At 69.7% G+C, this 22,604-nt stretch carries 25 protein-coding genes; 12 read left to right on the forward strand and 13 right to left on the reverse strand.

The window, feature by feature from the left end; all coding sequences use genetic code 11:
* Positions 1–178 (reverse strand): MerR family DNA-binding transcriptional regulator (locus ACIP93_RS30095; protein WP_401764081.1); only part of this gene is annotated, 178 nt, incomplete at its 3' end.
* 103 nt (positions 179–281) lie between these two features.
* On the opposite strand from ACIP93_RS30095, the gene ACIP93_RS30100 reads away from it, so the two are divergent.
* Together ACIP93_RS30100 and leuE are read left to right on the forward strand one after the other, a co-directional pair.
* Positions 282–806: a GNAT family N-acetyltransferase gene (locus ACIP93_RS30100; protein WP_401763702.1), complete on the forward strand. Its 525-nt coding sequence runs from the start codon at positions 282–284 to the stop codon at positions 804–806.
* A 152-nt stretch (positions 807–958) separates the two neighbouring features.
* A complete protein-coding gene (gene leuE / locus ACIP93_RS30105) occupies positions 959–1,615 on the forward strand; it encodes a leucine efflux protein LeuE (RefSeq protein ID WP_345227620.1) in 657 nt (218 codons plus the stop codon).
* A gap of 110 nt (positions 1,616–1,725) precedes the next feature.
* Here the strand turns inward: leuE and ACIP93_RS30110 are convergent, their stop codons facing one another.
* Positions 1,726–2,775: a methyltransferase domain-containing protein gene (locus tag ACIP93_RS30110; protein ID WP_401763705.1), complete on the reverse strand. Its 1,050-nt coding sequence runs from the start codon at positions 2,773–2,775 to the stop codon at positions 1,726–1,728.
* A gap of 85 nt (positions 2,776–2,860) precedes the next feature.
* On the opposite strand from ACIP93_RS30110, the gene ACIP93_RS30115 reads away from it, so the two are divergent.
* Complete coding sequence (locus ACIP93_RS30115; RefSeq protein WP_401763708.1) at positions 2,861–3,439, forward strand: helix-turn-helix domain-containing protein; 579 nt, start codon at positions 2,861–2,863, stop codon at positions 3,437–3,439.
* A 146-nt stretch (positions 3,440–3,585) separates the two neighbouring features.
* On the forward strand, positions 3,586–3,981 hold the full coding sequence (locus ACIP93_RS30120; protein ID WP_401763711.1) for a hypothetical protein: 396 nt from the start codon (positions 3,586–3,588) through the stop codon (positions 3,979–3,981).
* 15 nt (positions 3,982–3,996) lie between these two features.
* Here the strand turns inward: ACIP93_RS30120 and ACIP93_RS30125 are convergent, their stop codons facing one another.
* The 3 genes from ACIP93_RS30125 to ACIP93_RS30135 form a co-directional block, all read right to left on the reverse strand.
* Positions 3,997–4,764, reverse strand: a complete 768-nt coding sequence (locus ACIP93_RS30125) for an N-acetyltransferase (RefSeq protein WP_401763714.1) — start codon at positions 4,762–4,764, stop codon at positions 3,997–3,999.
* A gap of 141 nt (positions 4,765–4,905) precedes the next feature.
* The gene (locus ACIP93_RS30130) at positions 4,906–5,313 is read right to left on the reverse strand and encodes a DUF4440 domain-containing protein (protein ID WP_345227630.1); all 408 of its coding nucleotides are present in this window, start codon (positions 5,311–5,313) and stop codon (positions 4,906–4,908) included.
* Between the two features lie 138 nt (positions 5,314–5,451).
* Complete coding sequence (locus tag ACIP93_RS30135) at positions 5,452–6,240, reverse strand: alpha/beta fold hydrolase (protein WP_401763717.1); 789 nt, start codon at positions 6,238–6,240, stop codon at positions 5,452–5,454.
* A gap of 75 nt (positions 6,241–6,315) precedes the next feature.
* Between ACIP93_RS30135 and ACIP93_RS30140 the strand changes: the two genes are divergently transcribed.
* The gene (locus ACIP93_RS30140; protein WP_401763720.1) at positions 6,316–6,960 is read left to right on the forward strand and encodes a TetR/AcrR family transcriptional regulator; all 645 of its coding nucleotides are present in this window, start codon (positions 6,316–6,318) and stop codon (positions 6,958–6,960) included.
* A 21-nt stretch (positions 6,961–6,981) separates the two neighbouring features.
* Here the strand turns inward: ACIP93_RS30140 and ACIP93_RS30145 are convergent, their stop codons facing one another.
* From ACIP93_RS30145 to ACIP93_RS30160, 4 genes are all read right to left on the reverse strand, one after another.
* Positions 6,982–7,275, reverse strand: a complete 294-nt coding sequence (locus tag ACIP93_RS30145) for a hypothetical protein (RefSeq protein WP_401763723.1) — start codon at positions 7,273–7,275, stop codon at positions 6,982–6,984.
* A gap of 91 nt (positions 7,276–7,366) precedes the next feature.
* Positions 7,367–7,750 carry a DUF6009 family protein gene (locus ACIP93_RS30150; RefSeq protein ID WP_189823634.1) on the reverse strand — a complete coding sequence of 128 codons (384 nt, stop codon included), beginning with the start codon at positions 7,748–7,750 and terminating at the stop codon, positions 7,367–7,369.
* Positions 7,751–7,907: 157 nt separating this feature from the next.
* A complete protein-coding gene (locus tag ACIP93_RS30155) occupies positions 7,908–9,551 on the reverse strand; it encodes a phage/plasmid primase, P4 family (protein ID WP_401763726.1) in 1,644 nt (547 codons plus the stop codon).
* Positions 9,548–10,681, reverse strand: a complete 1,134-nt coding sequence (locus ACIP93_RS30160; protein ID WP_401763729.1) for a bifunctional DNA primase/polymerase — start codon at positions 10,679–10,681, stop codon at positions 9,548–9,550. Before ACIP93_RS30160 ends, ACIP93_RS30155 begins: the two co-directional genes overlap by 4 nt.
* Before the next feature lie 1,553 nt (positions 10,682–12,234).
* On the opposite strand from ACIP93_RS30160, the gene ACIP93_RS30165 reads away from it, so the two are divergent.
* A complete protein-coding gene (locus ACIP93_RS30165; RefSeq protein WP_380836887.1) occupies positions 12,235–12,672 on the forward strand; it encodes an ATP-binding protein in 438 nt (145 codons plus the stop codon).
* A gap of 100 nt (positions 12,673–12,772) precedes the next feature.
* Positions 12,773–13,219 (forward strand): protein phosphatase, encoded by a 447-nt coding sequence (locus ACIP93_RS30170; protein WP_401763732.1) that lies wholly within the window; start codon positions 12,773–12,775, stop codon positions 13,217–13,219.
* A gap of 21 nt (positions 13,220–13,240) precedes the next feature.
* On the opposite strand, the gene ACIP93_RS30175 is transcribed toward ACIP93_RS30170, so the two are convergent.
* On the reverse strand, positions 13,241–14,167 hold the full coding sequence (locus ACIP93_RS30175) for a LysR family transcriptional regulator ArgP (RefSeq protein WP_401763735.1): 927 nt from the start codon (positions 14,165–14,167) through the stop codon (positions 13,241–13,243).
* A gap of 69 nt (positions 14,168–14,236) precedes the next feature.
* On the opposite strand from ACIP93_RS30175, the gene ACIP93_RS30180 reads away from it, so the two are divergent.
* From ACIP93_RS30180 to ACIP93_RS30195, 4 genes are all read left to right on the forward strand, one after another.
* Complete coding sequence (locus ACIP93_RS30180) at positions 14,237–14,869, forward strand: LysE/ArgO family amino acid transporter (RefSeq protein WP_401763738.1); 633 nt, start codon at positions 14,237–14,239, stop codon at positions 14,867–14,869.
* 179 nt (positions 14,870–15,048) lie between these two features.
* The gene (locus ACIP93_RS30185) at positions 15,049–16,203 is read left to right on the forward strand and encodes a ParA family protein (RefSeq protein ID WP_345227652.1); all 1,155 of its coding nucleotides are present in this window, start codon (positions 15,049–15,051) and stop codon (positions 16,201–16,203) included.
* Positions 16,200–17,498, forward strand: a complete 1,299-nt coding sequence (locus tag ACIP93_RS30190; protein ID WP_401763742.1) for a ParB/RepB/Spo0J family partition protein — start codon at positions 16,200–16,202, stop codon at positions 17,496–17,498. Before ACIP93_RS30185 ends, ACIP93_RS30190 begins: the two co-directional genes overlap by 4 nt.
* Before the next feature lie 132 nt (positions 17,499–17,630).
* Entirely contained in the window at positions 17,631–18,413 is a 783-nt protein-coding gene (locus ACIP93_RS30195; protein WP_401763745.1) for an ATP-grasp domain-containing protein, read from the forward strand.
* A 415-nt stretch (positions 18,414–18,828) separates the two neighbouring features.
* On the opposite strand, the gene ACIP93_RS30200 is transcribed toward ACIP93_RS30195, so the two are convergent.
* On the reverse strand, positions 18,829–19,413 hold the full coding sequence (locus tag ACIP93_RS30200) for a MarR family winged helix-turn-helix transcriptional regulator (RefSeq protein ID WP_401763748.1): 585 nt from the start codon (positions 19,411–19,413) through the stop codon (positions 18,829–18,831).
* A gap of 68 nt (positions 19,414–19,481) precedes the next feature.
* On the opposite strand from ACIP93_RS30200, the gene ACIP93_RS30205 reads away from it, so the two are divergent.
* On the forward strand, positions 19,482–20,210 hold the full coding sequence (locus tag ACIP93_RS30205) for an SDR family NAD(P)-dependent oxidoreductase (protein ID WP_401763751.1): 729 nt from the start codon (positions 19,482–19,484) through the stop codon (positions 20,208–20,210).
* 299 nt (positions 20,211–20,509) lie between these two features.
* Here ACIP93_RS30205 and ACIP93_RS30210 read toward each other — a convergent pair whose 3' ends face one another.
* Complete coding sequence (locus ACIP93_RS30210; RefSeq protein ID WP_401763754.1) at positions 20,510–21,910, reverse strand: phenylacetate--CoA ligase family protein; 1,401 nt, start codon at positions 21,908–21,910, stop codon at positions 20,510–20,512.
* Positions 21,907–22,551 (reverse strand): TetR/AcrR family transcriptional regulator, encoded by a 645-nt coding sequence (locus tag ACIP93_RS30215; RefSeq protein ID WP_401763757.1) that lies wholly within the window; start codon positions 22,549–22,551, stop codon positions 21,907–21,909. The genes ACIP93_RS30210 and ACIP93_RS30215 overlap by 4 nt, the downstream gene beginning before the upstream one ends.
* Positions 22,552–22,604: the final 53 nt, after the last annotated feature.

The following is a 22,604-nucleotide window of genomic DNA, read 5'->3' on the forward strand; positions in this document are numbered from 1 at the left end:
CCAACCCCAACCCTCCGACTTGCAGGTTCGTTATCGCCACCCCCCCCGCCTGGTGGGCGCCCCGTAACCGGGGTAACCGTTGCCCCGCGGGGGGCGGGGCCCCCCCCCCCCCCGCCTCGTAGTACCGCAGGGTCCGGGTGCTGACCCCGGCCCGCTCCGCCAGCTCACCGATGCGCATGAGGACGACGCTAAACGTTGACCCCGGCGTCAAGGCAACGGCCAACGGCACCGGAGAAGCCCCGGAACCTCCCCGAAACATGTCCCGGGCACAATGCACGCCCATGACGACCACGAAGCCCCTGACGCCGACGGGACCCGCGAAGCCCACAAGGCCCACACGGATCGAGCAAGTCGGCTGGGACGACCCCGACGCCACCGCCCTCCGCGCCCGGCAGCGCGCGGAGATCGCCGAACGCTACGGGACCCCGGACAGCGAACCGGGCACGCCTCCGTCGGCGGACGACATCGCGGTCTTCGTCGTCGCCCGCACCGAGGACGGCACCGCCGTCGGCTGCGGCGGGCTGCGCGACATCGGCGCTGGCACCGGCGAGGTCAAGCGCATGTACGTGACCCCGGACCAGCGCGGCGCGGGCGTCGCGCCCCTGGTCCTGGCGGCGCTGGAGGACTGGGCGCGGGCCCGGGGCTGGACCCGTTTGCGGCTGGAGACCGGCCTCGCCCAGCCGGACGCCGTCCGCTTTTACACCCGTCGCGGATATCGCCGGATCCCGAACTTCGGGCCGTACGAGGGTCTGAGCACCTCCCTTTGTTACGAGCGCGAACTGACGCCCTCACCCGCCTCCGCCTGACACCGCTGCCGGTGCACCGCCAGGCCGAAGCCCTCCGGAACCTCGGACGGGCGCGTCCCGGCCCAGGGCGTCCAGACGGCCCCCGGACCGGCCCGCTTCCGGTATGCGAAAAGGCGGAGCAGGACAGGGCGTGCGCATGTGACACTCCCCCCATGCTGGGTGTAACCGATCTCCCGACCTACCTCATGGGTCTCGTCCTGATAGTTCTGCTGCCGGGACCGAATTCGCTGTACGTACTGTCCGTCGCGGCTCGCCGGGGCGTCCGCTCCGGGTACAGAGCCGCCGCGGGCGTCTGGTGCGGCGACGCCGTACTGATGGTGCTCTCCGCCGCCGGCGTCGCGTCCCTGCTCCAGGCGAACGCGCTCCTGTTCGGCATCGTGAAATACGCGGGAGCGGCCTACCTGACCTGGCTCGCGATCGGCATGATGCGGGCCGCGTGGTCGATGTGGCGCACCCGGCACGAGAACACCGACGCCGTGGCCCCGGCGGCCGAGGCCCCGACCGCGGTCGAGCGCCCGTACCGGCGCGCTCTCGTGATCAGCCTCCTCAACCCGAAGGCGATCCTCTTCTTCATCTCGTTCTTCGTGCAGTTCGTGGACCCGTCCTACGCCTATCCCGCGCTCTCCTTCATCCTGCTCGGCGTGCTCGCCCAACTGGCGAGCTTCCTCTACCTCACCGCGCTGATCTTCAGCGGCACCCGGCTCGCCACGGCCTTCCGGCGCCGCAAGCGGCTGTCGGCGGGGGCGACCACGGGTGCCGGGGTGCTGTTCCTCGGGTTCGCCGTGAAGCTGACGCTGGCCGGCGCCTGACCTGGGCCGACACCGCCCTCGTACCGCACCGAAGTCCCCCCGTGCAACGACCGGACGCCCGCAGCGCCATGACGCTGCGGGCGTTCGCCGTCCTTCCGGCGCCGGGGCCGTTACCGCTGTTCCGGCCTGCGGGCCACCCACAGCGTCCGCGACGTGACGACCGTGAGGTCGTCGCGGCGCAGGATGCTCTGCGGACCGTCCTCGTCGAGGAGCGCGGCGAGCGCGGCCCGGTCCTCGGCACCCAGCAGGTCCACGAGGCGGTCCCGCAGCCGCCGCAAGGTGGCCTGCGCGTACCGCCCCGTCGCGTCGGGCAGCGGTGCGGTCAGGCGGATGTCGAAGCGCCGCTCCGACTCGACGGCGAACCCGGCGGCCGCCAGCCGCGCACCCCAGTCGGTGCCGAGGTGCGGTACGGCCTCGGCGTGTTCCCCGGCAACGGCGGTGTACAGCCGCTCCTCCAGCCCCGGCCGCCCGAGCGCGGCCTCCGCCGCCGCGGAGAGGAAGCGCGGGAACGGCGACGCGTCCATCTCCGCCACGGCCAGCAGCCCGCCGGGCCGCAGCACGGCCAGCAGTTCGGCGAGGGCACGGTCGGGGTCGGCCATGTGGTGGAGGGACGCGGAGGCCCACACCAGATCGACGGGTCCGAGGCCGCCCGGCCAGTCCGCGTCCAGATCGGCTTGTACGGTACGGAGCCGGTCCCCGGCGATCCCGGCCGCGCCCACCTTGGCGGTGACGCGCCGCAGCATCTCCTCGGAGAGGTCGACGGCGGTGACTTCGGCACCCGTGAACTGCTGGAGCAGCGCGAGGGTGCCGGTGCCGGTGCCGCTACCCAGGTCCAGGATGCGGCGCGGCGGCGTGGCCGCGGTCAGGCCGGCCAGCAGGGCCATGACCTCGGCGAGGTAGGAGTGCAGGACCTCGGCGTCGAGGTCGAGGACCTCGGCGAGCCCGGCCTCGTCCGCCGCGGAATGCCCGCCGTGTCCGTGCTCATGGCCGTGCCCGGCAGAGTGCTCATGGCCGTGCCCGGCAGAGTGACCGTGACTGTGCCCGGCCGAGTGCCCGTGCCCGGCCGAGTGCTCGTGCCCCGCACCGTGGCTCGGCAGCCCACCGGGCCCGTGCCCCGCCCCCTTCCCGTGGTTGTCCGGAACCTCGTTCTGCTGCGCCATCGTCCTGCTCCCGACTCTCGTTCCAGCTCCTCTTCCGACTTCCGACCGTACGCCGCCCTTGCGCACTGGACATACAATCTTGCGCATGACGCAAGACGGAGAGCTCGACAACCTGGTCCGCAAGAGAATCCGGGGCCTGCGCGTGGCCAAGGGCTGGTCCCTGGACGAACTCGCCGCCCGCTGCTATCTGAGCCCGTCCACCTTGAGCCGCATCGAGACGGGCCACCGCCGGATCGCCCTCGACCAGCTCGCCCCGATCGCCCGTGCGCTGGGCACCTCCCTGGACCAGCTCGTGGAGACGGTCTCGGACGACGACGTGGTGATCCGCCCGCAGCGCGACGAGGCTCGCGGCCGGACGACGTGGATCCTGAGCCGGGAGCCGGGCCCCCAGGGCATGAGCGTGGCCAGGATGCGGCTCACGCAGCCGGCCCCGCGCGGCAGCGCGGACTCCCAGCGGGTCCACCCGGGCAAGGACTGGTTCACCGTGCTGTCCGGCACCGTCGAGCTCCTGCTCGGCGAGCGGACGATTCTGGTCGAGGCCGGCGAGGCCGCCGAGTTCTCGACGATGATTCCGCACGCGTTCGGCGCGTACGACGGCCCGGCGGAGATGCTCTGCATCCTCGACCACGACGGCGAACGCACCCACCTGCGCCCGAAGCCCTGATCCGAACCCTCCCTCCGCGCCCTGGCCGGATCGCGTCCCCGCGCCACCCGGCCCCATGACACCCTCGGCATACCGCCCGCCACCTCCCCGCACCCGAAGGAGCAGCCGCGTTGGCCTCCCGCCCGGCAGTCCCCCGGAAAAGACCCGTGCTGCTCCTCCTGCCGCTGGGGCTGGTCCTCTGGCTCGCCGCGGTCTGCGTCGCCATCGCGCACGAGCCCCCGGAGGGCTCCCCGTCGGCCACGGCGCTGAGCACCGACGTCACACGGGCCGTCCGCAACCAGGACGCCGACCGCCTCCAGCGTCTCTTCGCCCCGGACACGGTCGGGGACGACTACGCGACGACCCTCCTGGCACGTCTCACCGGTGCGGGCCCGACGAGTCCCCCGGCCACTGTGCGAACCGCCGACGGCGGACAGTTCCTCCACCTGGGGACCACTGCTGCCGACGGCCGCCCCACCTGTCTGACCTGGCAGATCACGCAGACGGACGACCGGTGGTACGCCGACGGCATCCCGCCCCTCGCCCCTCCGGCCTGCCCGTGACGCCCGCCAGCGCTCCTACGCGACCGACGGCGTCACCCGGTGCCGCACCCATACGTTCGGTTCGACGTACACCGCCCGGTCGTGTTCCAGCGAGCACCGCACGGGCACGAGCGCCCCGGGAACCTCCACGTCCCCGTCCTCCTCGAAGGGCAGCCCGGTCCACTCCCGCCACTGGGCCAACGAGCCGCTCACGGTCATCGACGCGGGCGCGACCCTGTGCACCGTGCCGCCCGCCTTGACGTGCACCCTGAGCCACGGGTCGGCCGGCAGTCCGTCCTCGCGGAGGTCCTGGACGTACGAGGACAGGGGCACCGTCGGCCGCAGGTGCTTGGCATTGGGACGCACCGGTGCGAGCAGGGTGTCGTGCCCCTGCCGGCCGATCGCCCCGCGCATCGCGTCCAGCATGCGGTACGACAGCCCGCGGCCGAGGTGGTCGGCGTCGATCGTGATCTCCAGCGCGCTGGCGACCGTCGGCCGGTTCCCGGACCGCCGGTCCTCGGACGCCCACAGCAGCACCTGGTCCCAGCCCCGGTCCGGCATCTCCTCGCGGCCGTCGAGCACCGCGCTGAACGGCACGCTGAGCCCGCGCGCGACGACGCGGTCCCCGTCCGTCGCGACCACGCAGTACTCCGGGAACTCCTCGACCACCCGGCCGAGCAGCGCGTTGACGACCGGTTCGTGCGCGGTGAACTCCGGCCAGGTGTCGGCGATTTCATACGCTCGCCCGATCAGTTCGGGGCGCTCGGCGAACGAAGTGATGCGAATGCTGTCGTTCTCTTTCACGGAACGGCATTCTGCCCCGCTCGTACCGCCCGTGACCAGCGATATCGGCACGCCGTGCCCCCGACCGCACGCCCCGGAGGCCCCCGGTGCGCGGACGGCGACACCCCCACCGGCGCCGAAGCGCCGCCCGTTCCGGCGCGCCTACCGCACGTCGTCCCACGCCATCGAGCTCATCCGCCAGCCGTCCGGCGTCCTGAGGAACTGGGTCGTCTTGCGGCCCGCCCCCTCGAACCACTCTCCGTCGCGGAAGCCGGACTTGCCGTACTCGCTGAACCGGTGGGCGACCGTCCCGAAGATCTCGGTCCGTTCGGCGACCTCCCACTCCGAGAACTCCGTCAGCGTCCCGTCGCTGAGGATCCTCTCCCGGGGCGCCACGAAGCCGTCCAGGTCGTAGATCACGGTCTGCCCAGCAACGTTGCTGATGATCATCCCTTCCGGAATGAACACCTCCCGCACGACGCCGACGTTCGCGTGCCGTCCGCCCCGGTTGTCGAAAGCGCCGAGGAAGACCTCCATCAACCGGTCGAGCTCCGCCTTCACTCCGGTCACGCACTGCTCCGACGTCCCCGGGTCCAGGGAACCCGCCGGTTCGGTTCCCGTTTGCCCCGCACCTGACTCCACCACGCCGTCTCCCCGTCCGAGGGCCGCGTCCACCACGCGCCCACCGCGCCCGATGTTCGCCCACCGTCACCCCGCGAACAAGCCCCGGTGCTGTCGCGCGCCGGGTCCCTGCCCGGCCGCGCACCCCCGGTGCTCCACGACGGCCGCCAGATCCTGCACGGTACGGGCGACCGCCTGCGGGTCGGACAGGGTCGAGAGGTGTCCGAGGCCCGGCCACACCGCGAGGCGGCCGTCGCGGCAGGCGGCCAGGAAGGCGCGTTCGTCACCGCGGAAGGGGTCCCGGGAACCGTTGACCAGCCAGACGGGGCCGGGGTAGTCGGCGAGCAGGGCGACCGGATCCGTGGCGGTGACGGCGTCCGCCACGTCGCCCATGGCCTCGCAGGACAGCCCGCCCGCGCTCATGGCGGCGGCCGCGGGCGCGGACAGCACGCGCCGGAAGCCCCGGACGCTGAGCCGCTCGGCCGTCTCGGGGTGGCGGGCCCCGAGGTGGAACTGCCGACGCAAGAGGGAGGCGTACACGCCCCGAGGTCTTGCCGTACAGCCGAGAGCCAGGACGCCCGCCACCTTCTCGGGATGCCGGGCCGCCGTGGCGATGGAGACGTACCCACCGGTCGAGAGCCCCACGAGCAGGGCCCGGCCGCCGAGTTCGTCGATGGCCGCGGCCGCCGCGCCGACGGCGCCGTCCATGGTGAAGCGTTCCCCGCGCCGTCGCCCGTGACCGGGCAGGTCGGGAGCGGCCGTCCGGCGGCGCGCGGGGCCCGCGTCGAGGGCCCGCATGACGGGATGCCACATCGTGCCGCTGACGCGGACACCGTGCAGGAAGACGACGGGCAGCACTGAGCCGATGGAGGTCATGGCGGCAAGCTAACATCAAAAGCAACGCTACGTTGCGTTGTTTTTGGACTTCCCGCCTTGCTAGTGTCAGCAGCCATGAACGCCCAACAGCCGCCGCGCGCCTCCGGGGTGGGGAGCGCGCCCGTGAAGCGGACCAGCGGTCCCCGCAAGTCCCAGGAGATCTTCGACGCCACCCTCGGCCTCCTTCAGGACAAGGGGTACGAGGGCCTGACCGTCGAGGGCGTCGCCGAGCGCGCCGGCGTCAACAAGACGACCCTCTACCGCTGGTGGCCCTCCAAGGGCGCGCTGCTCGGGGCGGCTCTCGTCAACAGCACCCAGCTCGGCTTCCCGCTTCCCGACACGGGCTCGCTCCAGGGCGACCTGGAGACGGTCCTGAACTCCGTCGTCACCCTGCTCACCACCCAGCCGACCGCCAACATCGCGATCGCCTCGCTCGGCGCCGTCGCCCAGAGCCCCGAACTCGCTCTCCACGCCCGGAACTTCTTCGCCGACCGGCTGGCCAGGGAGCAGCCGATCCTCGATCGCGCGATCGCGCGCGGGGAGCTCGCCCCGGACACCGATCCGGCTCTTCTGATGCACCTCATGGACATGCTCGCCGGGGCCGCGTGGCTGCGTGTCGCCTTCCGCCAGCTCCCGCTGGACGAGGAATTCGTCACGCGCACGGTCCGCACCGCCCTGCACGGCGCACTAGAACAGCCCCGGCCGCTGGGACATCCCTAGCCGCCCGGACCGCCACGCCCCTCAGGAGGCGGCGGCGTCCATCGCTTCCCGCAGCTTCGCCACCGTCGCCGCGGCCGCCGCCCGTTCCGTCGCGTCCTCGCTGATCCGCGCGCGCTCCTCCAGCAGCACGACCGCCGCCTCCAGCACTCCGACGTGCACCGGTACCGTCCGCACGCCCGCGAGAGCCGCCCGCGCGCGGTCCGCGGCGGAGTCCACGGCCGTTCCGGGGCCGGACGGGATCAGGGTGGAGACGCCGCGCCCGAGCGCGGGACGGTCTCGGTCACGGAACGGCGGCTGCACCGGAGCTGAGGTCACGCGGCCAGTTTCACCCATCGGGGACCGTCCGCGTCCCGCGCTGCCGGCTCCCGGGACACGACACCCCGGAACATCGGGCCATGCTCGCGTATCAGGGCATCGCTATGGCCGCGGCCGACGCGCCCTGCTGCGAGCGCGGGGTCTTCTCGCCGACCTTCTGCGGATCGATCGTGCGCGGATCGACGGCCTCACCGGGCGCGCCCTCCGCGTAGTACCCGCCGGGGGCGGTGTCGCGGTCGTGCGGCAGCAGGAAGAAGACCCGGCGTTTGTGCAGTCCGCTGTCGGGGTCGGCCTCGGCGTGTTCGTCGAGCTCGGTGTAGCCGACGAGGCGGCCGTCCCGGGCGTAACGCGGCTTGCCGCGGCGGCGCGGGGTCTTGTCGAGAGCCTGACGCACATAGTCGAGGTCGTCGGGGCTCTCCAGCCACACCACCGCATTCTCGTGGGCGAGATCGCTCTCGTTCAGTAGCGAGCTCATGGCTGAAGCCCCTCCTCGTTGTGTCCGGCCACGCACCGGCCTCTGTTTTCTCGCTCCGGGCCGGGTCCGGTCTTCGGGTCCCGTGAGTGCGTCTGCCCGGAGGCTCGGTACCCATCGTAAGGCTGCCCGCTGTCACGGCACAGTGCACGAATGGGCGTCATGTGATTGCCAAGCCGTTCGAAGTACCGGAAACGGCCCCCGCGACCGCCGGATCTTCCTCGTCCGTGAGCAGGCCCAGACCCGGGTAGTACTTCTTTCCGCTGGACTTCATCATGTCGTTCGGCGACGCGAGACCGAGTTCCTGACGGATGCGGCTGGCGAAAGAACGCGAGGTCGCGGGCCGGATTCCCTCACTGGCGTTGCACCAGGTGCCGTAAGCCGCGTACAGCACTCCCTGCTCGACCCGGAGGTCGGAGGAGCGGTCGGGCCCGTTGGCGGTGGGCGGACTCTTGACGCAGCACTCCTTGAGGAATCGGCCGATGTGGTCCTCGGTCGACTCGTACGCCTCGGTGGCCATACGTACGGAATCAGGACCCGTGAGCGGGTCCCGGGTCTCCAGGTAGCTCATCGCACCCTCGATCAGCCAGTGCAGGATGCCGGGCCCCTCGTCGCGCACGAGCTCGAAGGCCAGGTTGTCGATCTTGTGCTTGTTGGGCACGACGCGCTCGAACGGGATGAGCCGGATGCGCCGCCAGAAGGCGTGGCCGCCGGTGCCGACCTCGGGGCGGTGGTTGCCGAGCAGCCACAGCTTGTGGGTGGGTGCGAACGAGAAGTAGTCCTGGCGCATCCGGCGGGCCTTGATGCGGTCGCCGCCGGTCAGCAGCTTGACCCGGGACTCGTCGAACTTGTCGTTGGGCTTGAGCTCGGAACAGACCATGATGCGCCGGCCGTGCAGTTCGGTGAGTTCGGTGGAGTGCTCGGAGAACTTGCCCTTCTCCATCAGGAAGCCGGGCGGGGCGGCGTCCGCGTAGTCGCCGAGGATCTGGATCATCACGTCGAGGAGCACGGACTTGCCGTTGGCGCCCGCGCCGAAGAGGAACGGCAGGACCTGCGCGCCGACGTCCCCGGTAATCGAGTAGCCGAGCAGCAGGTGCAGGAACCGGATGGTCTCCAGTCCCTTCTCGTCGTCGCCGAAGGTGTCGTGGAGGAACTTGTGCCAGCGCGGCGTCGGCATGTTCTGCGGGCCGACGCTGGTGGCCCGCGAGTGCATGTCCTTGACCGGGTCGGGCTTGTGCATGTCGCCGGTGTGCAGGTCCACGACCCCTTCCGGGGTGCACAGCGCGTACGCGTCGCCGTCCAGGACGTCCGGGTCGAGCGTCAGCGCGGGAGACGCCTTGGCCTGGGTGAGCAGGGCCTTCATGCCGGGCGTCGACATGGTGCGCTTGCGGTGGGCGTAGAGCTCGCGGTCGCTGAAGAAGCCGCGCGGGTCCTGCGCGGGCATCTGTTCGGCCATGTCTCCGGCAGCCCACAGGGCGGCCTTCTCGCCGCCGGTGCGCTTCCAGCGGTACTGGTCCCAGGAGTACCAGCCGAGGCCCTCGACGTGGCGGAACTGGTCGCCGTACAACTGGGCGAACAGCTTGGCGTTGCCCCGGTCGGTCAGCATGTGCGGCAACTGTCCGAGCGTGTCGTACGACTCGTTCACGGCGAGCGGCCCGGGCGCGCCGGCGGGGCCCGACGCCGGCTGGCCGGGGAGGGGCGTGCTGGCGGTCGCGGTGTCCGAATCCGGTTCGGGAACCGGGAATTCGAGCATCTGCTGAGCGGCGGCAGTGGCGTCGAAGCTCATGCTCTCGGCGCTGCTCATGGGCGTCCTTGGGGGTGGAGCGGTCGGATGGCACCTGCGGCAAGGCCGGAGTCGATGATGGTGGAGTTGCGCTGCGGCTGGTGCGGGCGAGCCGTCTGGGCCGCCTGGGTCAGGAGTTCACGTGCCTGCGGTTCCGCGAAGTGGCCGCCGGCCACCAGACCGCCCGCGGTGTACGCGGCCCTGTTGAGCTTTTCGGAGAAGCTCGCGCCCTCCGGAATCGCCGCACAGGCCGCCACCTCGGCCAGGAGAGGGTCCAGAAGCCTCTGTGCCGCCCTGGGGGCGCTGGGGGCACGTAGACCGCGCAGATGGGCCCCAAAGGCCGCAGAAGGCGCCTGAGGGGGGTTCAGAGCTTCGAGGGGCTGCTGCCCGGGTGTTTCGCGCGCCGGTACGTCGCCGGGGACGCGCGTGGCGACAGGGGTCTGGGCGCGCACCTGGACGACGTGCCCGGTGCGGGTCAGCTCGTCGGCGAGCCAGTCCGGCAGCGGGGCCGGCATCCGGGCGTCGCCGACCGGGGCGTAGGTCCCCTGCGGGATCCGGTTGGTCGGCGCGACGATGTATCCGTTGTCCGCCCGGATGTCGACCTGCCAGGCCAGCGCCACCTTGGGGCTCGAACCGGTGGAGGAGCGGAAACGGGTCTCGGGACGGGTGTTCCGGTACCAGATGTGCAGACCTCCCGAGGGAGTGCGCACACGCAGGGTCGTCTCGTCCTTCGCCGGATCCTGGTGGCCCCGGTAGGCGGCGAGCAGGGCGAGCGTGTCGAACCCGGAGGCCAGTCCCGTCAGGTCGACACGCGGGTCGATGTGAATGCCCGGCAGGAGCCGGTCCCGGTGCGGCACTTCGGCACTGTGCGCGTCCACGTCGAGCACGACCAGTCCTGCGGGGCCACAGGCGACGCCCACACCCATCGTGGGGTGCGCGCCCCACCAGTCGTCGATCCGGGCCGCGTTGGTCGTGGCGGCCCGGAAGCCGTGGCACCACCGTCCTGCGGGGATACAGGGGCAGTCCCGGGTCTGGTGGCCGACTTCCCGGCACGCGTTGCAGTTGGCGGCAGGCGTCTTCCGGCCCGGAGCCAACGGGTGCACCGGCCAGCCGTTGCCTGCGCACCAGCGGGCAACGTCGTGTGCCCGCACAGTCCCTGGAGGGACTGGGGTACTGGTCTCACCGTGGCGCGGCACGCGGTCGTCCTTGTCGGGGTCAGAGGTCGTGCGTTCTGGTGCTTTTCAGTCCCTGTCAATGAAAGCGCTGGTCAGCGCCCTATTGGTTTCTGTATGAGGGACTGAAGGGACTGAACTTTCCTATGAGCTCCTGAGCCTAGCGCAAGGGTGGGCATTCTCCGCGAGGAACTGCCGTTGTATCAGTTCTTCAGTCCCTTGAGTCCCTTTGAGCCCTCGGCGGGTGGGCGGTCTTCCTCCCGGGCCCGTTCACGTGGGCGGCGGGCGACTCCTGCGGGGCGGGCGGGTGCCCCGAGACCGTATGTCGCACACGTGTCCGAGTGTCGGTCATTTCTGCGCCTCCGTGAAGCCAGGGACTGAACGGGCGGGGACGGACAAGTTCAGTCCCCGCCCTTCAGTCCCTCGGTAAACCTGCAGGTCAGCGGGTTGCGCCTGCCGCTGGCAGGGACTGAAAGGGACTGAAGGGACTGAAAATTCTAGTTATGAGCGCTTCAGGCTTATACCTGTCTACTACACGCGTCCGCATACACGCGCGCACACAATTGGGGTGGATACTGCGAAGTTGAGTCCCTTCAGTCCCTCAGTCCCTTGATCAGAACTGGGCTGACTGCTCTGACCTGCGCTTTTACCGAGGGACTGAACGAAGGGACTGAACTTGTCCGTCCCTCCGGGTTCAGTCCCGAGCACCCTGCCGACCAGTCGGGAATGAGCCGCACGACCGAAGGGGGCACGGGTGTTCCTCATTGGGTCGTTCAGTCCCTTCGGACCCTCCTCGCGGTCTCCAGTCCCTCGGCCGGCTCCGATCGTGGCTGTCGGGTCGACCGGATGGATCTCCGGTGTCCGCGCGGCCGGGAGGAAATTTCGTACGCAGCAGCAACCGAGGATCAGGAAGCACGGCGGCCGGTAAGGGCCGCCGCCCCAGGCAGGAAAGCCAGGGTGCATTTTCGGCCACGGTTCGGATGACTCCCTCAGGGGCAGCCCAGTCGACGCCCGGCCAGGACAGCGTGAGATCCTGTCGGGTCGGGAGACGTCCGTGGCGCTGAGAAGCGGTTTTCTCTTTGTACGGGCGGAGTTCCCGGGCATCCAAAACCAACAGGGACCAAGGGACTCAAGGACTGGGAAACTCAACCGTCGTACGGAGGTTTCTTGCCAGTCCGCTCCTGGGACGGTCCTCCGGGCGGGACCGGGCCTCTTCCACCCGTTGGTACAGGATGTCGTCTCCGTCACTCGTACGAGCTGAATTTCGCACCTGCAACGCCTCAGGGATGTTCCCGCGACGACTGAGTGCCGATAGACCGGGCATACGCCTGCCTCAAGGCGGTACTACCGATCACGGATTGGGGCGTACGCGCATGAACAGCGAGCAGTTGGTCCAGCAGACCGTCGAAGAGCGCGGCCGGCGGCGGGCAGTGCAGGCGTCCCCCCAGCGCTTCTCCGGGACGACGAATCCGTTTCCCGCTCGTTCGGGGATGTCCTGGCGTACAGGGGCGGTGCGGACCCCGTCCGACCGCATGCCCGGTCCGACGCGCGGCTGGGGGACCGAAGGCGTCGCCCATGCACGGAGGGCTGCGCGGGACTTCACCGAGGGCCTCTCCCCCGCCCCCGCTGCGGACGCAGCCGATTCCCTCGTTCTCGTCGTGTCCGAGCTGGTGACCAATGCGGTCCGGCACGGCGGGGGCCGCTACACCCTCGCCTTCTCCGCCTCCCCCGACACCCTCACCGTCGCCGTGGGCGACCCCAGCCCGGAGCTCCCCCACGAACGCACTCCCGACCTCGACGACGGGAGCGGCGGCTTCGGCTGGCACCTCGTGCAGCTCCTGGCCCAGGAGGTGACGATCGTGCGGGCCCGTCACCCGCGATCCCGGTGCACGCCGAGGCAGCCCGCCATCACTGAGACCGGGACGGCACCTGTCACCGGCAAGACGATCCGTGCCGTACTCCCCCGGTAGAGGAGTCCCGACGGCGCGGGTGCCCTGCCTGCGGCTTCCTGGCGAGGGAATCTGCCGTATCGCAGCCCCACAGAGCCGAGGCGTCGCTTAACGTGAACGCATGATCGAGCCTGACACCGCAGCGCCCTGGGACGTCGCTGATCCCGGCGTGCTCCGTCTGCCGTCCGGGCGACTGGTCCGGGGCCGGGGGCTGCGCCGTCCGATGCCGCCGGGGACCACTCCGACGTACGCGATCTACCTGCTCGGCAAGCAGCCGCCCGCAGTCGCCTGGGAGGCTGCCTGGTTGCGCTGGCCGGACTTCCGCCTGCCCGCCAACCGGGCCGAGGCCCGCCGCCTGCTCACCGGAGCCTGGGACCGGGCGGGGACCGACCGGGTGGAACTGGCCTGCGAAGGCGGACGAGGACGGACCGGTACCGCACTCGCCTGCCTGGCCGTCCTCGACGGTGTCCCTGCCGCGGAAGCCGTCGACTTCGTGCGTGCGCACTACGATCCGCGTGCCGTCGAGACCCCCTGGCAGAAGCGGTACGTGCGGAACTTCACCGCCTGACCCAGGGCCGGCGTCCGCCCGTCACCCCGGTGGCAGCAACTCCTCGGCGGCGGTGGCGGCCACCGCCGCCGCGACCGCCGCCAGGGCCGGCGAGTCGAGCTTCCACTGCTGCCAGAACAACGGGACGTCCATCGTGCGGTCGGTCGCAAGGAGCGTCAGCGCCCCCGACCGCAGCAGAGGCAGTGCGTGGGCCTCCGGTACGAGCCCCCAGCCGAGCCCGGCGACCACAGAGGCACAGAAACCCTCGGAGGTCGGCATGTAGTGCCGGAAGGCGCCCGCAGTGGGCAGCGGGGCATCAGTCCCGCCCAGCGAGCGCACGAAGACGTCCTGAAGTGCGTCCCGTCGGTCGAAGGACATCACCGGGGCCTCCCGGAGCCGGTCCACCAGCCGTCCCGACGCCAGGTACCGTTCCTCGAACTCCGGACTGGCCACCGGCAGGTACCGGGCCCGACCCAGGGCTCGCACGCTGCATCCCGCCACGGGATCGGGCGACGAGGTCACCGCTGCCATCACCTGGCCTTCGCGCAGCAGGGCGGTGGTGTGGCCCTCGTCCTCACGGTGCAACTCGAAGCAGATCGCGGGTTCCCGCGGAACCCGGGTCAGAGAGGGCAGGAACCAGGTCGCGAGCGAATCGGCGTTCACGGCGACGGCCAGCCGTGTCGGTCCCTGTCGCCCCCCGGGCTCCGACGTCAGTCCCAGCTCGGTGCGCGCACCCCGCTCCAGCAGCGCGAGCTGACGGGCGAACCGCACGATCACCTGCCCCGAATCGGTGGGCCGCACCGGCTTCGACCGCATCAACAGCACGCGCCCGGTGCGCTGTTCCAAAGCCTTGATGCGCTGGCTGACGGCAGAGGGCGTGACGTGCAGGGCGGCAGCGGCAGCGTCGAAAGTGCCCTCGTCGACGACCGCGAGAAGGGTGTTGACCTGGTCCAGGGGAAGTTCTTCCATCACGAGCGCTAATGGTACGTAAGAATCTTTAGCTGGACTGAATCCACGCCGCTCCCTAGCGTCGACACCATGACAGACAGCACCTCAGGGATCGTCGCCGCAGTGCTCGCGGGTTTCGGAACGGGTCTCGCCCTCATCGTCGCCATCGGAGCGCAGAACGCGTTTGTTCTGCGACAGGGAGTACACCGTCATGCGGTCCTCGCGGTGGTCGCGATCTGCGCCGTCTCCGACGCCGTTCTCATCGCGCTCGGAGTGACAGGCGTCGGCGCGTTCGTCACGGCCTGGCCCGCCGCCCTGACCGTGGTGGGCCTCGCCGGCGGTGCCTTCCTGATCACGTACGGAGTCCTGGCCGCCCGACGAGTCCTGCGCCCCTCCCCCGAGGCCGCTCTCACCACGACCGGCAAGGCGACCGGCTCCGCCCGTGCGGCCGTGCTCACCTGCCTCGCCATGACCTGGCTCAACCCCCACGTCTACCTCGACACCGTCCTCCTGCTCGGTTCGGTCGCCTCCGATCACGGCTCTCTGCGGTGGGCCTTCGGCGCGGGAGCGATGCTGGCGAGCCTGACCTGGTTCGCCGGCCTGGGCTACGGGGCGCGCCTGCTGAGCGGTCTGCTGGCAAAGCCGGGGGCCTGGCGGGTGCTTGACGCAGTGGTGGCGGTCACCATGGTGGCCATGGGCGGAATGCTGGTCGCCGGAGTGTGAGGGAATTCTCCGATCTGCGAGGGGCTGTGGCGAACCGGCCAGGACCCCGTTCCTTCGGCCTGGCCAGGGGGTTCCGCACCCCTCACGTACCGTCAAGAACCGGTCCTGCCACCCGACACGCAGCCCGTCGGTCCCACCCATGTCACCCAAAACTCCCCGGAGGTGAGTAAGGTAACCGCATGACCGTCCCATACGCCCCGGACGACCGGGAAAAGGTAGTGGCGAAGCTTCCCGCCTCCCTGCGCCAAGAACTCAAGATCAGAGCAGCCGAGTTGGGCGTCGACATCAAGGACGCCGTCACCGAAGGGGTGCAGGCGTGGCGTTCGGACGCCTCCGAGCACCCCGTCGTCGACACGACCGGCGGCAGCTCCTTCTCGACGTACCTCCCCACCGGCCTGTACGGGGAGTTCAAGGACGACTGCAAGGAACGCGGCCTCCCCTTCAACCAGGGCATCGCCCAGGCCATCCGCCTGTGGCTCGGAGCCCACCCCTCCCCCCGTCGGCCCGCCCGCCCCAACGGCGCCCGGCGCATCATCTTCGGCAACCAGAAGGGCGGCGTCGGCAAGACGGCCACGTCCTCCGGTGTGGCCCAGGCCCTGGCCGAGGCCGGCAACCGCGTCCTGCTCATCGACTTCGACCCGCAGGGCCACCTCACCAAGCAACTCGGCTACCAGCTCTTCGACATCGAGGAGCCGAGCCTCGCCAAGCACATGCTCGGCGAGGCCAAAGGCGACCTGCGCGAGCTCCTCGTCCCGATAGAGGAGAGCGGCTTCGCGGGTCGGCTGTTCCTGCTGCCCGCGTGCAAGGACGCCTTCCTGCTCGACGCGAAGCTGGCCACCAGCCGCTTCGTGCGGGTCAAGGAGACCGCCCTGGAGAAGGCCATGGAGCCGCTGGAGAAGGAGTTCGACTACATCGTCGTCGACTGCCCGCCCAGCCTCGGCTACTCCATGGACACCGCGCTCTACTACTGCCGCACCCGCGAGGACGAGGAACCGGAGACCTGTGGAGTCTTCGTGCCGGTGCTCGCGGAGGACTCGTCCGCGGACGCCTACGACATGCTCTACGACCAGATCCAGGATCTGACCGCGGACATGGAGGTCGAGATCACCATGCTCGGCTTCATCGTCAACATGTACGACAGCCGCAAGGGCTACATCGCCACCTCCTCCCTGGACAGTTGGAAGGCGATCGGTGACCCGCCGGTCATCGGCATCATGCCGGAGCGCAAGGAGCAGCGCGAGGCCGTCCGCCTCAAGCAGCCACTCCTCAGCTACGCGCCCGACTGCGAACAGTCCGAGATCATGCGCACCATCGCACGGAGGATCACCTCATGAGCGTCGCCGACCGCCTCGGCACCGGTTCCTCCTTCGGTGGCGTACCGCGCGGCCGAAGCGCCCGTGGACGCGCCAAGGCGCTCGTCCAGGGCGATGTGCCGGAGTACGAGCTGTCCCGCATCCGACTGGAAGAAGTCGCCCCGACCCCCCTCAACCCGCGCCGCAACTTCGGCACGGAGGAGGAGATGACCCGCTTCGGCGAAGAGCTGCGCAACACCCAGCTCGCCGCCTGTGTGGCCATCTCCCGCAAGGCCTACCTCAAGGTGTGGCCGCAGCACGAACTGGCCATCGACGACGCTCAGTACGTCCTGATCAACGGCGAGCGCCGCTACCGGTGCGCCCTGCATGTGGGCCTGGAGTCACTGGACTTCGTCGTACGGGACGACCTGGCGTCCTCGCGCGAGGCCTTCATAGACCACCTGCTGAAGGAGAACCTGGAGCGCGAGGACTTCGATGTCGTCGAACGCGCCCGGGGCGTGCAGCAGTTGGTGCTGGTGTGCAGCGAGGAGTCTCCCTCGGGCGCCCGGGCGCGGGCCGCGAAGCGTCTGGGTCGGGACCGCTCCTGGATCACCAATCAGCTCGCGCTGCTGGACCTCCCCCAGGACCTGCAGAACATGCTCAGCACGGGCTCTCTGCCCGAGCGGGACGGGCGGTTGCTGGCACGGCGGTTGAAGGAGGAACCCGGACTCAGCGTGCCGGCCCTTCTCCAGTACCTCCATGACCACCGGGAGCAGGAGGCCCGAGCCCGCGAGGAAGTCAAGGCGGCCGCCGAAGCGATCAAACGCCGGGGCCGGAGCAGCGTCGAAGAGGCCCTCACGCAGAAGAACGCCGAGCTCGCGGCGGAGCAGGCCGAGGCTGAGAAAGTGTTGTCCGCGGACAACATGCCGCAGCCGGTGTGGCAGGACGCCCCTGCTCCGCGTGTGTCCGAGTCCGCCGCGCCCGTACCGACTGAAGCCGCGGCTCCTGTCGCGGTCCCGGCTCCCGCCCCCGAGCCCGTCGAAAGCCCCGCCCCGACGCCCGCCCCCGTGCGGACCGTGCCGGAAGCCGAGTTGTTGTCCGCGGACAACAACTCCCCCCGCGCGGCTGCCCCGACCACCGACAGCGTCGCTCTCCATGACGACAGTGACGCGTCCGGAGACGGCGACGTGGACACTGCATCCGTACGATCCGTCGCTGCCCGACAACTGGTACGGCAGCTCGGTGCCACGCCGAAGGAACAGGCCCGCACCCTGGCCGCAGGGCTCAGCAGTGAAGAACTCATCGCGCTGATCGAGGAACTGCACCAGCACATGTGAGGCGTCCCCACCGAATCGAAGGGGCACGTATCCGGTCGACCATGCCGGGGCGTGCCCCTTCGGCGTTCTCTACGCGGAGCGAGGAACAGGCTTGCCCCTCTCCCCCGCGCACCCCGCAGCAATACTGAGCCGATGGACAACACCACGCTCGTTCTGCCGCCCCGACTCACCGCGTCCGCCCGTACGATGCGTGAGGCCGCGCGGGAGCGTGGACTGTCCACGGAGCAACTGCCCACCTTTCAAGTGCCTCCCGGGTTGCGAGCCGAGCACATCCATGCGGGGCCCAGTTTCGCGGACGTGGTGGCACCCGTACTCGGCATCGCGCTTCTCCAAGCCCCCGAGGACTGGCTGGCCCGGTTGCCCCGTGCTTTCACTCAGCGGGACATCACTCTCATGCCGCTCCGCCAGGCTCGGGAACTGCGGCGGCCCGCGTTCATCAAGTCGCCCAACGACAAGCGGATCCGCGCCATGGTCTACACCGACGGATCACGCCTGCCGGAGGCCGACGAGATCGACGCGGAAACGCCGGTACTGGTCAGTGATGTCGTGGAGTTCACCGTCGAATACCGGCTGTACCTGCTCGACGGGACGGTCCACACCGGAAGCAGGTACGCGGAACACGGGCGGCTGAGCGTCGGCCCGCTGAGCCAGGACGCGTCTGCTTTCGGTACGGACCTGCTGTCCGCGTGCGGTACGACGTTGCCCTCCGCCATCGTCGTGGACGTCGGTCGGACCGATGGACAGTGGGCAGCGATCGAAGCGAACGCTGCCTGGGCGAGCGGTATGTACAGCGCGGACCCGCAACGTGCTCTCGACGTCCTGCTCCGCAGCACAGGCCTGATCGAATCAATGCCCGCCGACGATCACCGCTTCTTCCGGCACTCCTCTCCCCCGGCGGTCCGATCGGCGCGCTGATTCACTTCCCGGGTCGGTCGGCCCGGGCCTCCACGAACTTGCTGGAGCTTGCTGTTGTCCGCGGACAACACCCCAGAGCCTGGTTGCTCGAAGCGCTTCGGCTCTGTTGTCCGCGGACAACATCTCGGATCCGCGCTGCTCTCCTCCGGTGATGCGCCGGTCCTGTTGTCCGCGGACAACGTTTCAGCTCCACCATCGCGCTTGGTGGTGTGCCGGTCCCGTTGTCCGCGGACAACGTTTCAGCCCTGTTGCCGTTCTTGGCGGTATGCCGCTCTCGTTGTCCGCGGACAACAACTCAACCCCGTTATTGCCCTCGGTGGTGTGCCGGTTCTGTTGTCCGCGGACAACGTCTCAGACCCGCCGTTGTCCTCAGCGGTGTGCTGATTCTGTTGTCCGCGGACAACACCACGCGTGCTCAGTCTTCGCCGACGTGGGTGATGCGGGTGTCACCGAGCCGGTGCTGTACGTCCTGGAGAAGGAGTTGGAGGAGCTCCGTGAGCCGGTCCTGTTGTTCACTGTCGAGGCCACCGATCAGCTCGGCCTCCCTTCCCAGCACCTGGTCGACGGTCTCCTCGACCAGGTCGTGTCCGGCCCGGGACAGTGTGACGTCGACCGTGCGAGGGCGTCCTTCGCCCGGACGGCGCGTTACCAGGCCTTCGCGTTCCGCTCGGGCGATTCGCTGGGAGATGGCCCCCGCCGTGACCAAGGAGCGGCGACTGAGCTCTCGGGTGCTGAGGGTGTAAGGGGGACCGCTCCTCCGCAGCACGCTGAGAAGGTCGAGGGTGGCTGCGTCCACTCCCGCTTGCGCGAGAACGCGCCTGCGGTCGTCGCCGAGGAGCTTGGCGAGCCGCCAGATCGGGGTGACGATTCCGATGGAGGAGACGGGTGTGCCGGGGCGTTCACGTACCCAGGCGGCTGCGATGTCCTGGACCGGATAGCCCGAAGCGCTGTCCGTCGGGTACCGCTCGTCCTTGCCCGCCTTCACTGGTTCTCTTGCCAAAGCACCGCTCCTCTGTTTACGTTTAGATCTAAATTTAGGTCTGAACGGCAAGTTCTGGGAGGCATCGTATGTCACGCACCATCCTGGTGACGGGTGGCGGAACGGGCATCGGCCGTGCTGTCGCCGAACACTTCGCGGCCCAGGGAGACACGGTCGTGATCACGGGACGACGGCCCGGGCCCCTGAACGAGGTGGCTGCACGGAACAAGAAGATGCGTGCCGTGTCCTGCGACCACACGGACCCGGAGGCGCTTCAGCGGCTCCGGGAGGGACTTCCTGGGAGGATCGACGTACTGATCAACAATGCCGGAGGCAATACCGACTTCGACCGAGCATCCGAAGCGGAGCCCGACCTGGCGTCGTATGCCCAGGCGTTCCGGGCCAACTTGGAGGCGAATCTGATCAGTGCCGCTCTGACGACCAAGGCCCTGGAGTCACGGCTGTCGGCAGGGGCGGCGGTGGTGCAGATCGGATCCATCGCGGCCGACCAGGCTTCAGGTTCCTACGGTGCGGCCAAGGCCGCGCTCGCCAACTGGAACCTGAACGTCGCGGCAGAACTCGGGCCCCGCGGCGTCACGGCAAACGTGGTGTCGCCCGGCTACATCGCCGACACGGAGTTCTTCCGTGACCGCCTCTTCGACGACCGGCGCAGCGCTCTGATCGACGCCACCGCAACCGGCAGGGCAGGAGTGCCCGCGGACATCGTGGGCGCCGTGGCCTTCCTGGCGTCGCCGGCTGCCCGGCACATCACCGGGCAGGTTCTGAATGTGAACGGCGGCGCGCGCACCACCAGGTGACGTCGAGCAAACAGCAGGAGCGGCCGCCGAGTGAATGAGCAAGGGCACCCGTTGTTGTCCGCGGACAACAAGCGCATGTGTTGTCCGCGGACAACAGCCGGGGTCGCGGTGGTCCATTGGCGACCCCAAAATCGACGAGAGACGCAATTTTCGCGAATCCGGACAAAAATCGGCCCACAGAATGGGCGCTCAGAGGCCCGAACTCACGAGGGCTGGTGTGATGGGGTCATCGCCGCTGCGGGAGGCTCTCAGTGGCCCTCCTGGGCGTTTTTGGCTTCCTGTGAGGGCTTGGTAGTGACTCAGGAGCCTTCAGAGAGGGGGATCACGGTCCGGTACTTGCCACCGGGCGACTGCTGAGGAGGTTCCGGGGCTCGCACGATGGTCAGCTCGCCGAGGTTGTTGTCCGCGGACAACACCTTCAGCTCCGTCTCCACCGAGCCCCAGACTTCATCTGGCAACGCACCCCCGGTCAGTCGCAGTCGAACGCGGAGTACGGAGGGGGCGGTCTGGACGATCTGGAACAACTCCACTCCGGGCGTGCGGTCGAAGAGCGTGCTGAGTGCCAGCGGACTGAGCCGTACTTCTTCGCCGGAGGCACCGGGGAAGGTCAGGATGTCGCCCGCCCGGCCCTGCACTCGGATCGCGGGCAGTGGGCTGCCGCAGCGGCAGGGCGTCGGCTTCAGGAGGACGCTGTCCCCGAGGTCGTACCGAAGGAACGGTTGCACACGGTTGGCGAGGTTGGTGACGAGGACGGTGTGCGAGTACTGGCCGGGTGGGGTCGGCCGGTAGTCCGCCTCGACCGGTTCCACCACGGCCCAGTCGGAGTTGACGTGGTACCAGCCCTGCGCGCAGCTATAGCTGAGATAGGTGCACTCGGTGGCTCCGTAGGCGGTGCGGACAGCGGTGCGGCCGCCGAAGGCTGCGGCTGTCCGGTTCACGTCCGCCGTGGTCATGGTCTCGCCTGCCGGTTGCAGTAGTACGGGGTCGATCGTCAGGCGCCCGGCTTCCCTCTCCGCGGTGAGCAGCATGATCGTGCTGGTGTAGCCGATGATGACGGCCGGCCGGTATGCGTTGAGCTGGGCGACCAGTTCGGGCAGCGGGGTGTGGACGGAGAAGACGCGAAGGATCTTGTTGCGCCAGCCTCCTTCGCGGGCCGCGCGACGGTTGCCGGCGAATCCCACGTAATGCCCGCCCACTGCCACGAGTTGAGCGAATCGGCCGCCTCGGGCCGCAGCCCGCAGGATGCCCGAGGGTCCCAGCCAGGTGGTGAGGGCCTGTGACATGAGTGCGGCACCCACGTTCAGGTACCGGTCGTCGAGTACGAACAGCCCGCGTCGGCCGCTGGTTCCGGAGGTGGTGGCCACCATGTACCTGCCCAGGAAGGGCTGCCCGATCTGTTCGGGGTCGTCGACGAAGGCGCGGATGTTGTCGTACGTGATCTCCCGGTCGGTCGACCAGTCGTCGAACCGCTCCATTAACCGGCGCTTGTCAGTGACGGGGAGGAGAGCTGGGTTGTCCACCCGCCGGGGGAGGCCCCGGTAGAGATCGCGGTAGTACGGGGACCCGGCACGGGCCCGGGCCACGGCGTCGGCCAGCCGGGCGCGTTGACGGCGGGCGAGCCCTTCCGTGCCTTGTCGGCGGGCTCGTCGGATGTCCTGGCTGAGCCATGACATGTCTGCCGGAGTGTTGTCCTGCGTCATCGTGAGGTGCTCCTTCGCGGGGGAGTGGAGTGGGCAGGGGGAGGGGAGGGGAAACCGACCTGCCGGAGGACGGCGAGGAAGTACGCCTCGACGTCCTGGGCGGCGGTGGTGTCGGGATACGCAGCCAGGTGCTGAAGTGCCGCGCCGCTGAGTACCAGTTGGAGGGTCTCCGGGTCGCAGTGCGGGGGCAGCTCACCTGCGGCACTGGCGTGCTCAAGGGTGTTACGGACGGCGCGGCCGCGGTGACTTCCGTAGGCCGCGTCGTAGGCGCGCAGCAGCTCGGGCAGGTCGTCCACCGTTCCGTACAGGCGGCGGACGAGCCGGCGGGAACGGGGTTCACTGAGGTGGCGGGCCCAGTCCCGGACCATGGCAGGCACGTCCGGCCAGCTCAGTGCTTCGGGGGTGGTGTTCCGGTACTCCCACTCGATGGCGTGCACCAGGAGTTCCGTCAGGTTCGGGAACCGGCGGTACACGGTCGCCCGCGTGACCCCCGCACGGCGGGCGATCTGCTCGATGCTGGTCGCGCCGCCACCCCGTTCGATCAGCAGGTCCAGCGCTGCGGCGAGGATCGCCTCGTCCGCCTCACGGCTGCGAGGGCGCCCGGGTGGGCGGGGAGGAGGAGCGGCAGGGTCGATCGTCATGCAGAAACGATACAGTGCTGCTCCGTATTTAATCCAGAGGCGTAGAGGCGTAG

It is taken from the genome of Streptomyces sp. NPDC088745 (assembly GCF_044751045.1).
Lineage (GTDB): Bacteria > Actinomycetota > Actinomycetes > Streptomycetales > Streptomycetaceae > Streptomyces > Streptomyces cremeus.

Excerpts from the sequence above, each read along its gene's own strand:
- leuE (WP_345227620.1), top strand. The coding sequence starts at position 959 with ATGCTGGGTGTAACCGATCTCCCGACCTACCTCATGGGTCTCGTCCTG.
- ACIP93_RS30140 (WP_401763720.1), top strand. The coding sequence starts at position 6,316 with ATGAACGCCCAACAGCCGCCGCGCGCCTCCGGGGTGGGGAGCGCGCCC.
- ACIP93_RS30155 (WP_401763726.1), bottom strand. The coding sequence starts at position 9,551 with ATGAGCAGCGCCGAGAGCATGAGCTTCGACGCCACTGCCGCCGCTCAG.
- ACIP93_RS30195 (WP_401763745.1), top strand. The coding sequence starts at position 17,631 with ATGGACAACACCACGCTCGTTCTGCCGCCCCGACTCACCGCGTCCGCC.
- ACIP93_RS30150 (WP_189823634.1), bottom strand. The coding sequence starts at position 7,750 with ATGAGCTCGCTACTGAACGAGAGCGATCTCGCCCACGAGAATGCGGTG.
- ACIP93_RS30115 (WP_401763708.1), top strand. The coding sequence starts at position 2,861 with ATGACGCAAGACGGAGAGCTCGACAACCTGGTCCGCAAGAGAATCCGG.
- ACIP93_RS30170 (WP_401763732.1), top strand. The coding sequence starts at position 12,773 with ATGATCGAGCCTGACACCGCAGCGCCCTGGGACGTCGCTGATCCCGGC.
- ACIP93_RS30215 (WP_401763757.1), bottom strand. The coding sequence starts at position 22,551 with ATGACGATCGACCCTGCCGCTCCTCCTCCCCGCCCACCCGGGCGCCCT.
- ACIP93_RS30180 (WP_401763738.1), top strand. The coding sequence starts at position 14,237 with ATGACAGACAGCACCTCAGGGATCGTCGCCGCAGTGCTCGCGGGTTTC.
- ACIP93_RS30190 (WP_401763742.1), top strand. The coding sequence starts at position 16,200 with ATGAGCGTCGCCGACCGCCTCGGCACCGGTTCCTCCTTCGGTGGCGTA.
- ACIP93_RS30110 (WP_401763705.1), bottom strand. The coding sequence starts at position 2,775 with ATGGCGCAGCAGAACGAGGTTCCGGACAACCACGGGAAGGGGGCGGGG.
- ACIP93_RS30100 (WP_401763702.1), top strand. The coding sequence starts at position 282 with ATGACGACCACGAAGCCCCTGACGCCGACGGGACCCGCGAAGCCCACA.
- ACIP93_RS30175 (WP_401763735.1), bottom strand. The coding sequence starts at position 14,167 with ATGGAAGAACTTCCCCTGGACCAGGTCAACACCCTTCTCGCGGTCGTC.
- ACIP93_RS30210 (WP_401763754.1), bottom strand. The coding sequence starts at position 21,910 with ATGACGCAGGACAACACTCCGGCAGACATGTCATGGCTCAGCCAGGAC.
- ACIP93_RS30205 (WP_401763751.1), top strand. The coding sequence starts at position 19,482 with ATGTCACGCACCATCCTGGTGACGGGTGGCGGAACGGGCATCGGCCGT.
- ACIP93_RS30165 (WP_380836887.1), top strand. The coding sequence starts at position 12,235 with ATGCCCGGTCCGACGCGCGGCTGGGGGACCGAAGGCGTCGCCCATGCA.
- ACIP93_RS30135 (WP_401763717.1), bottom strand. The coding sequence starts at position 6,240 with ATGACCTCCATCGGCTCAGTGCTGCCCGTCGTCTTCCTGCACGGTGTC.
- ACIP93_RS30185 (WP_345227652.1), top strand. The coding sequence starts at position 15,049 with ATGACCGTCCCATACGCCCCGGACGACCGGGAAAAGGTAGTGGCGAAG.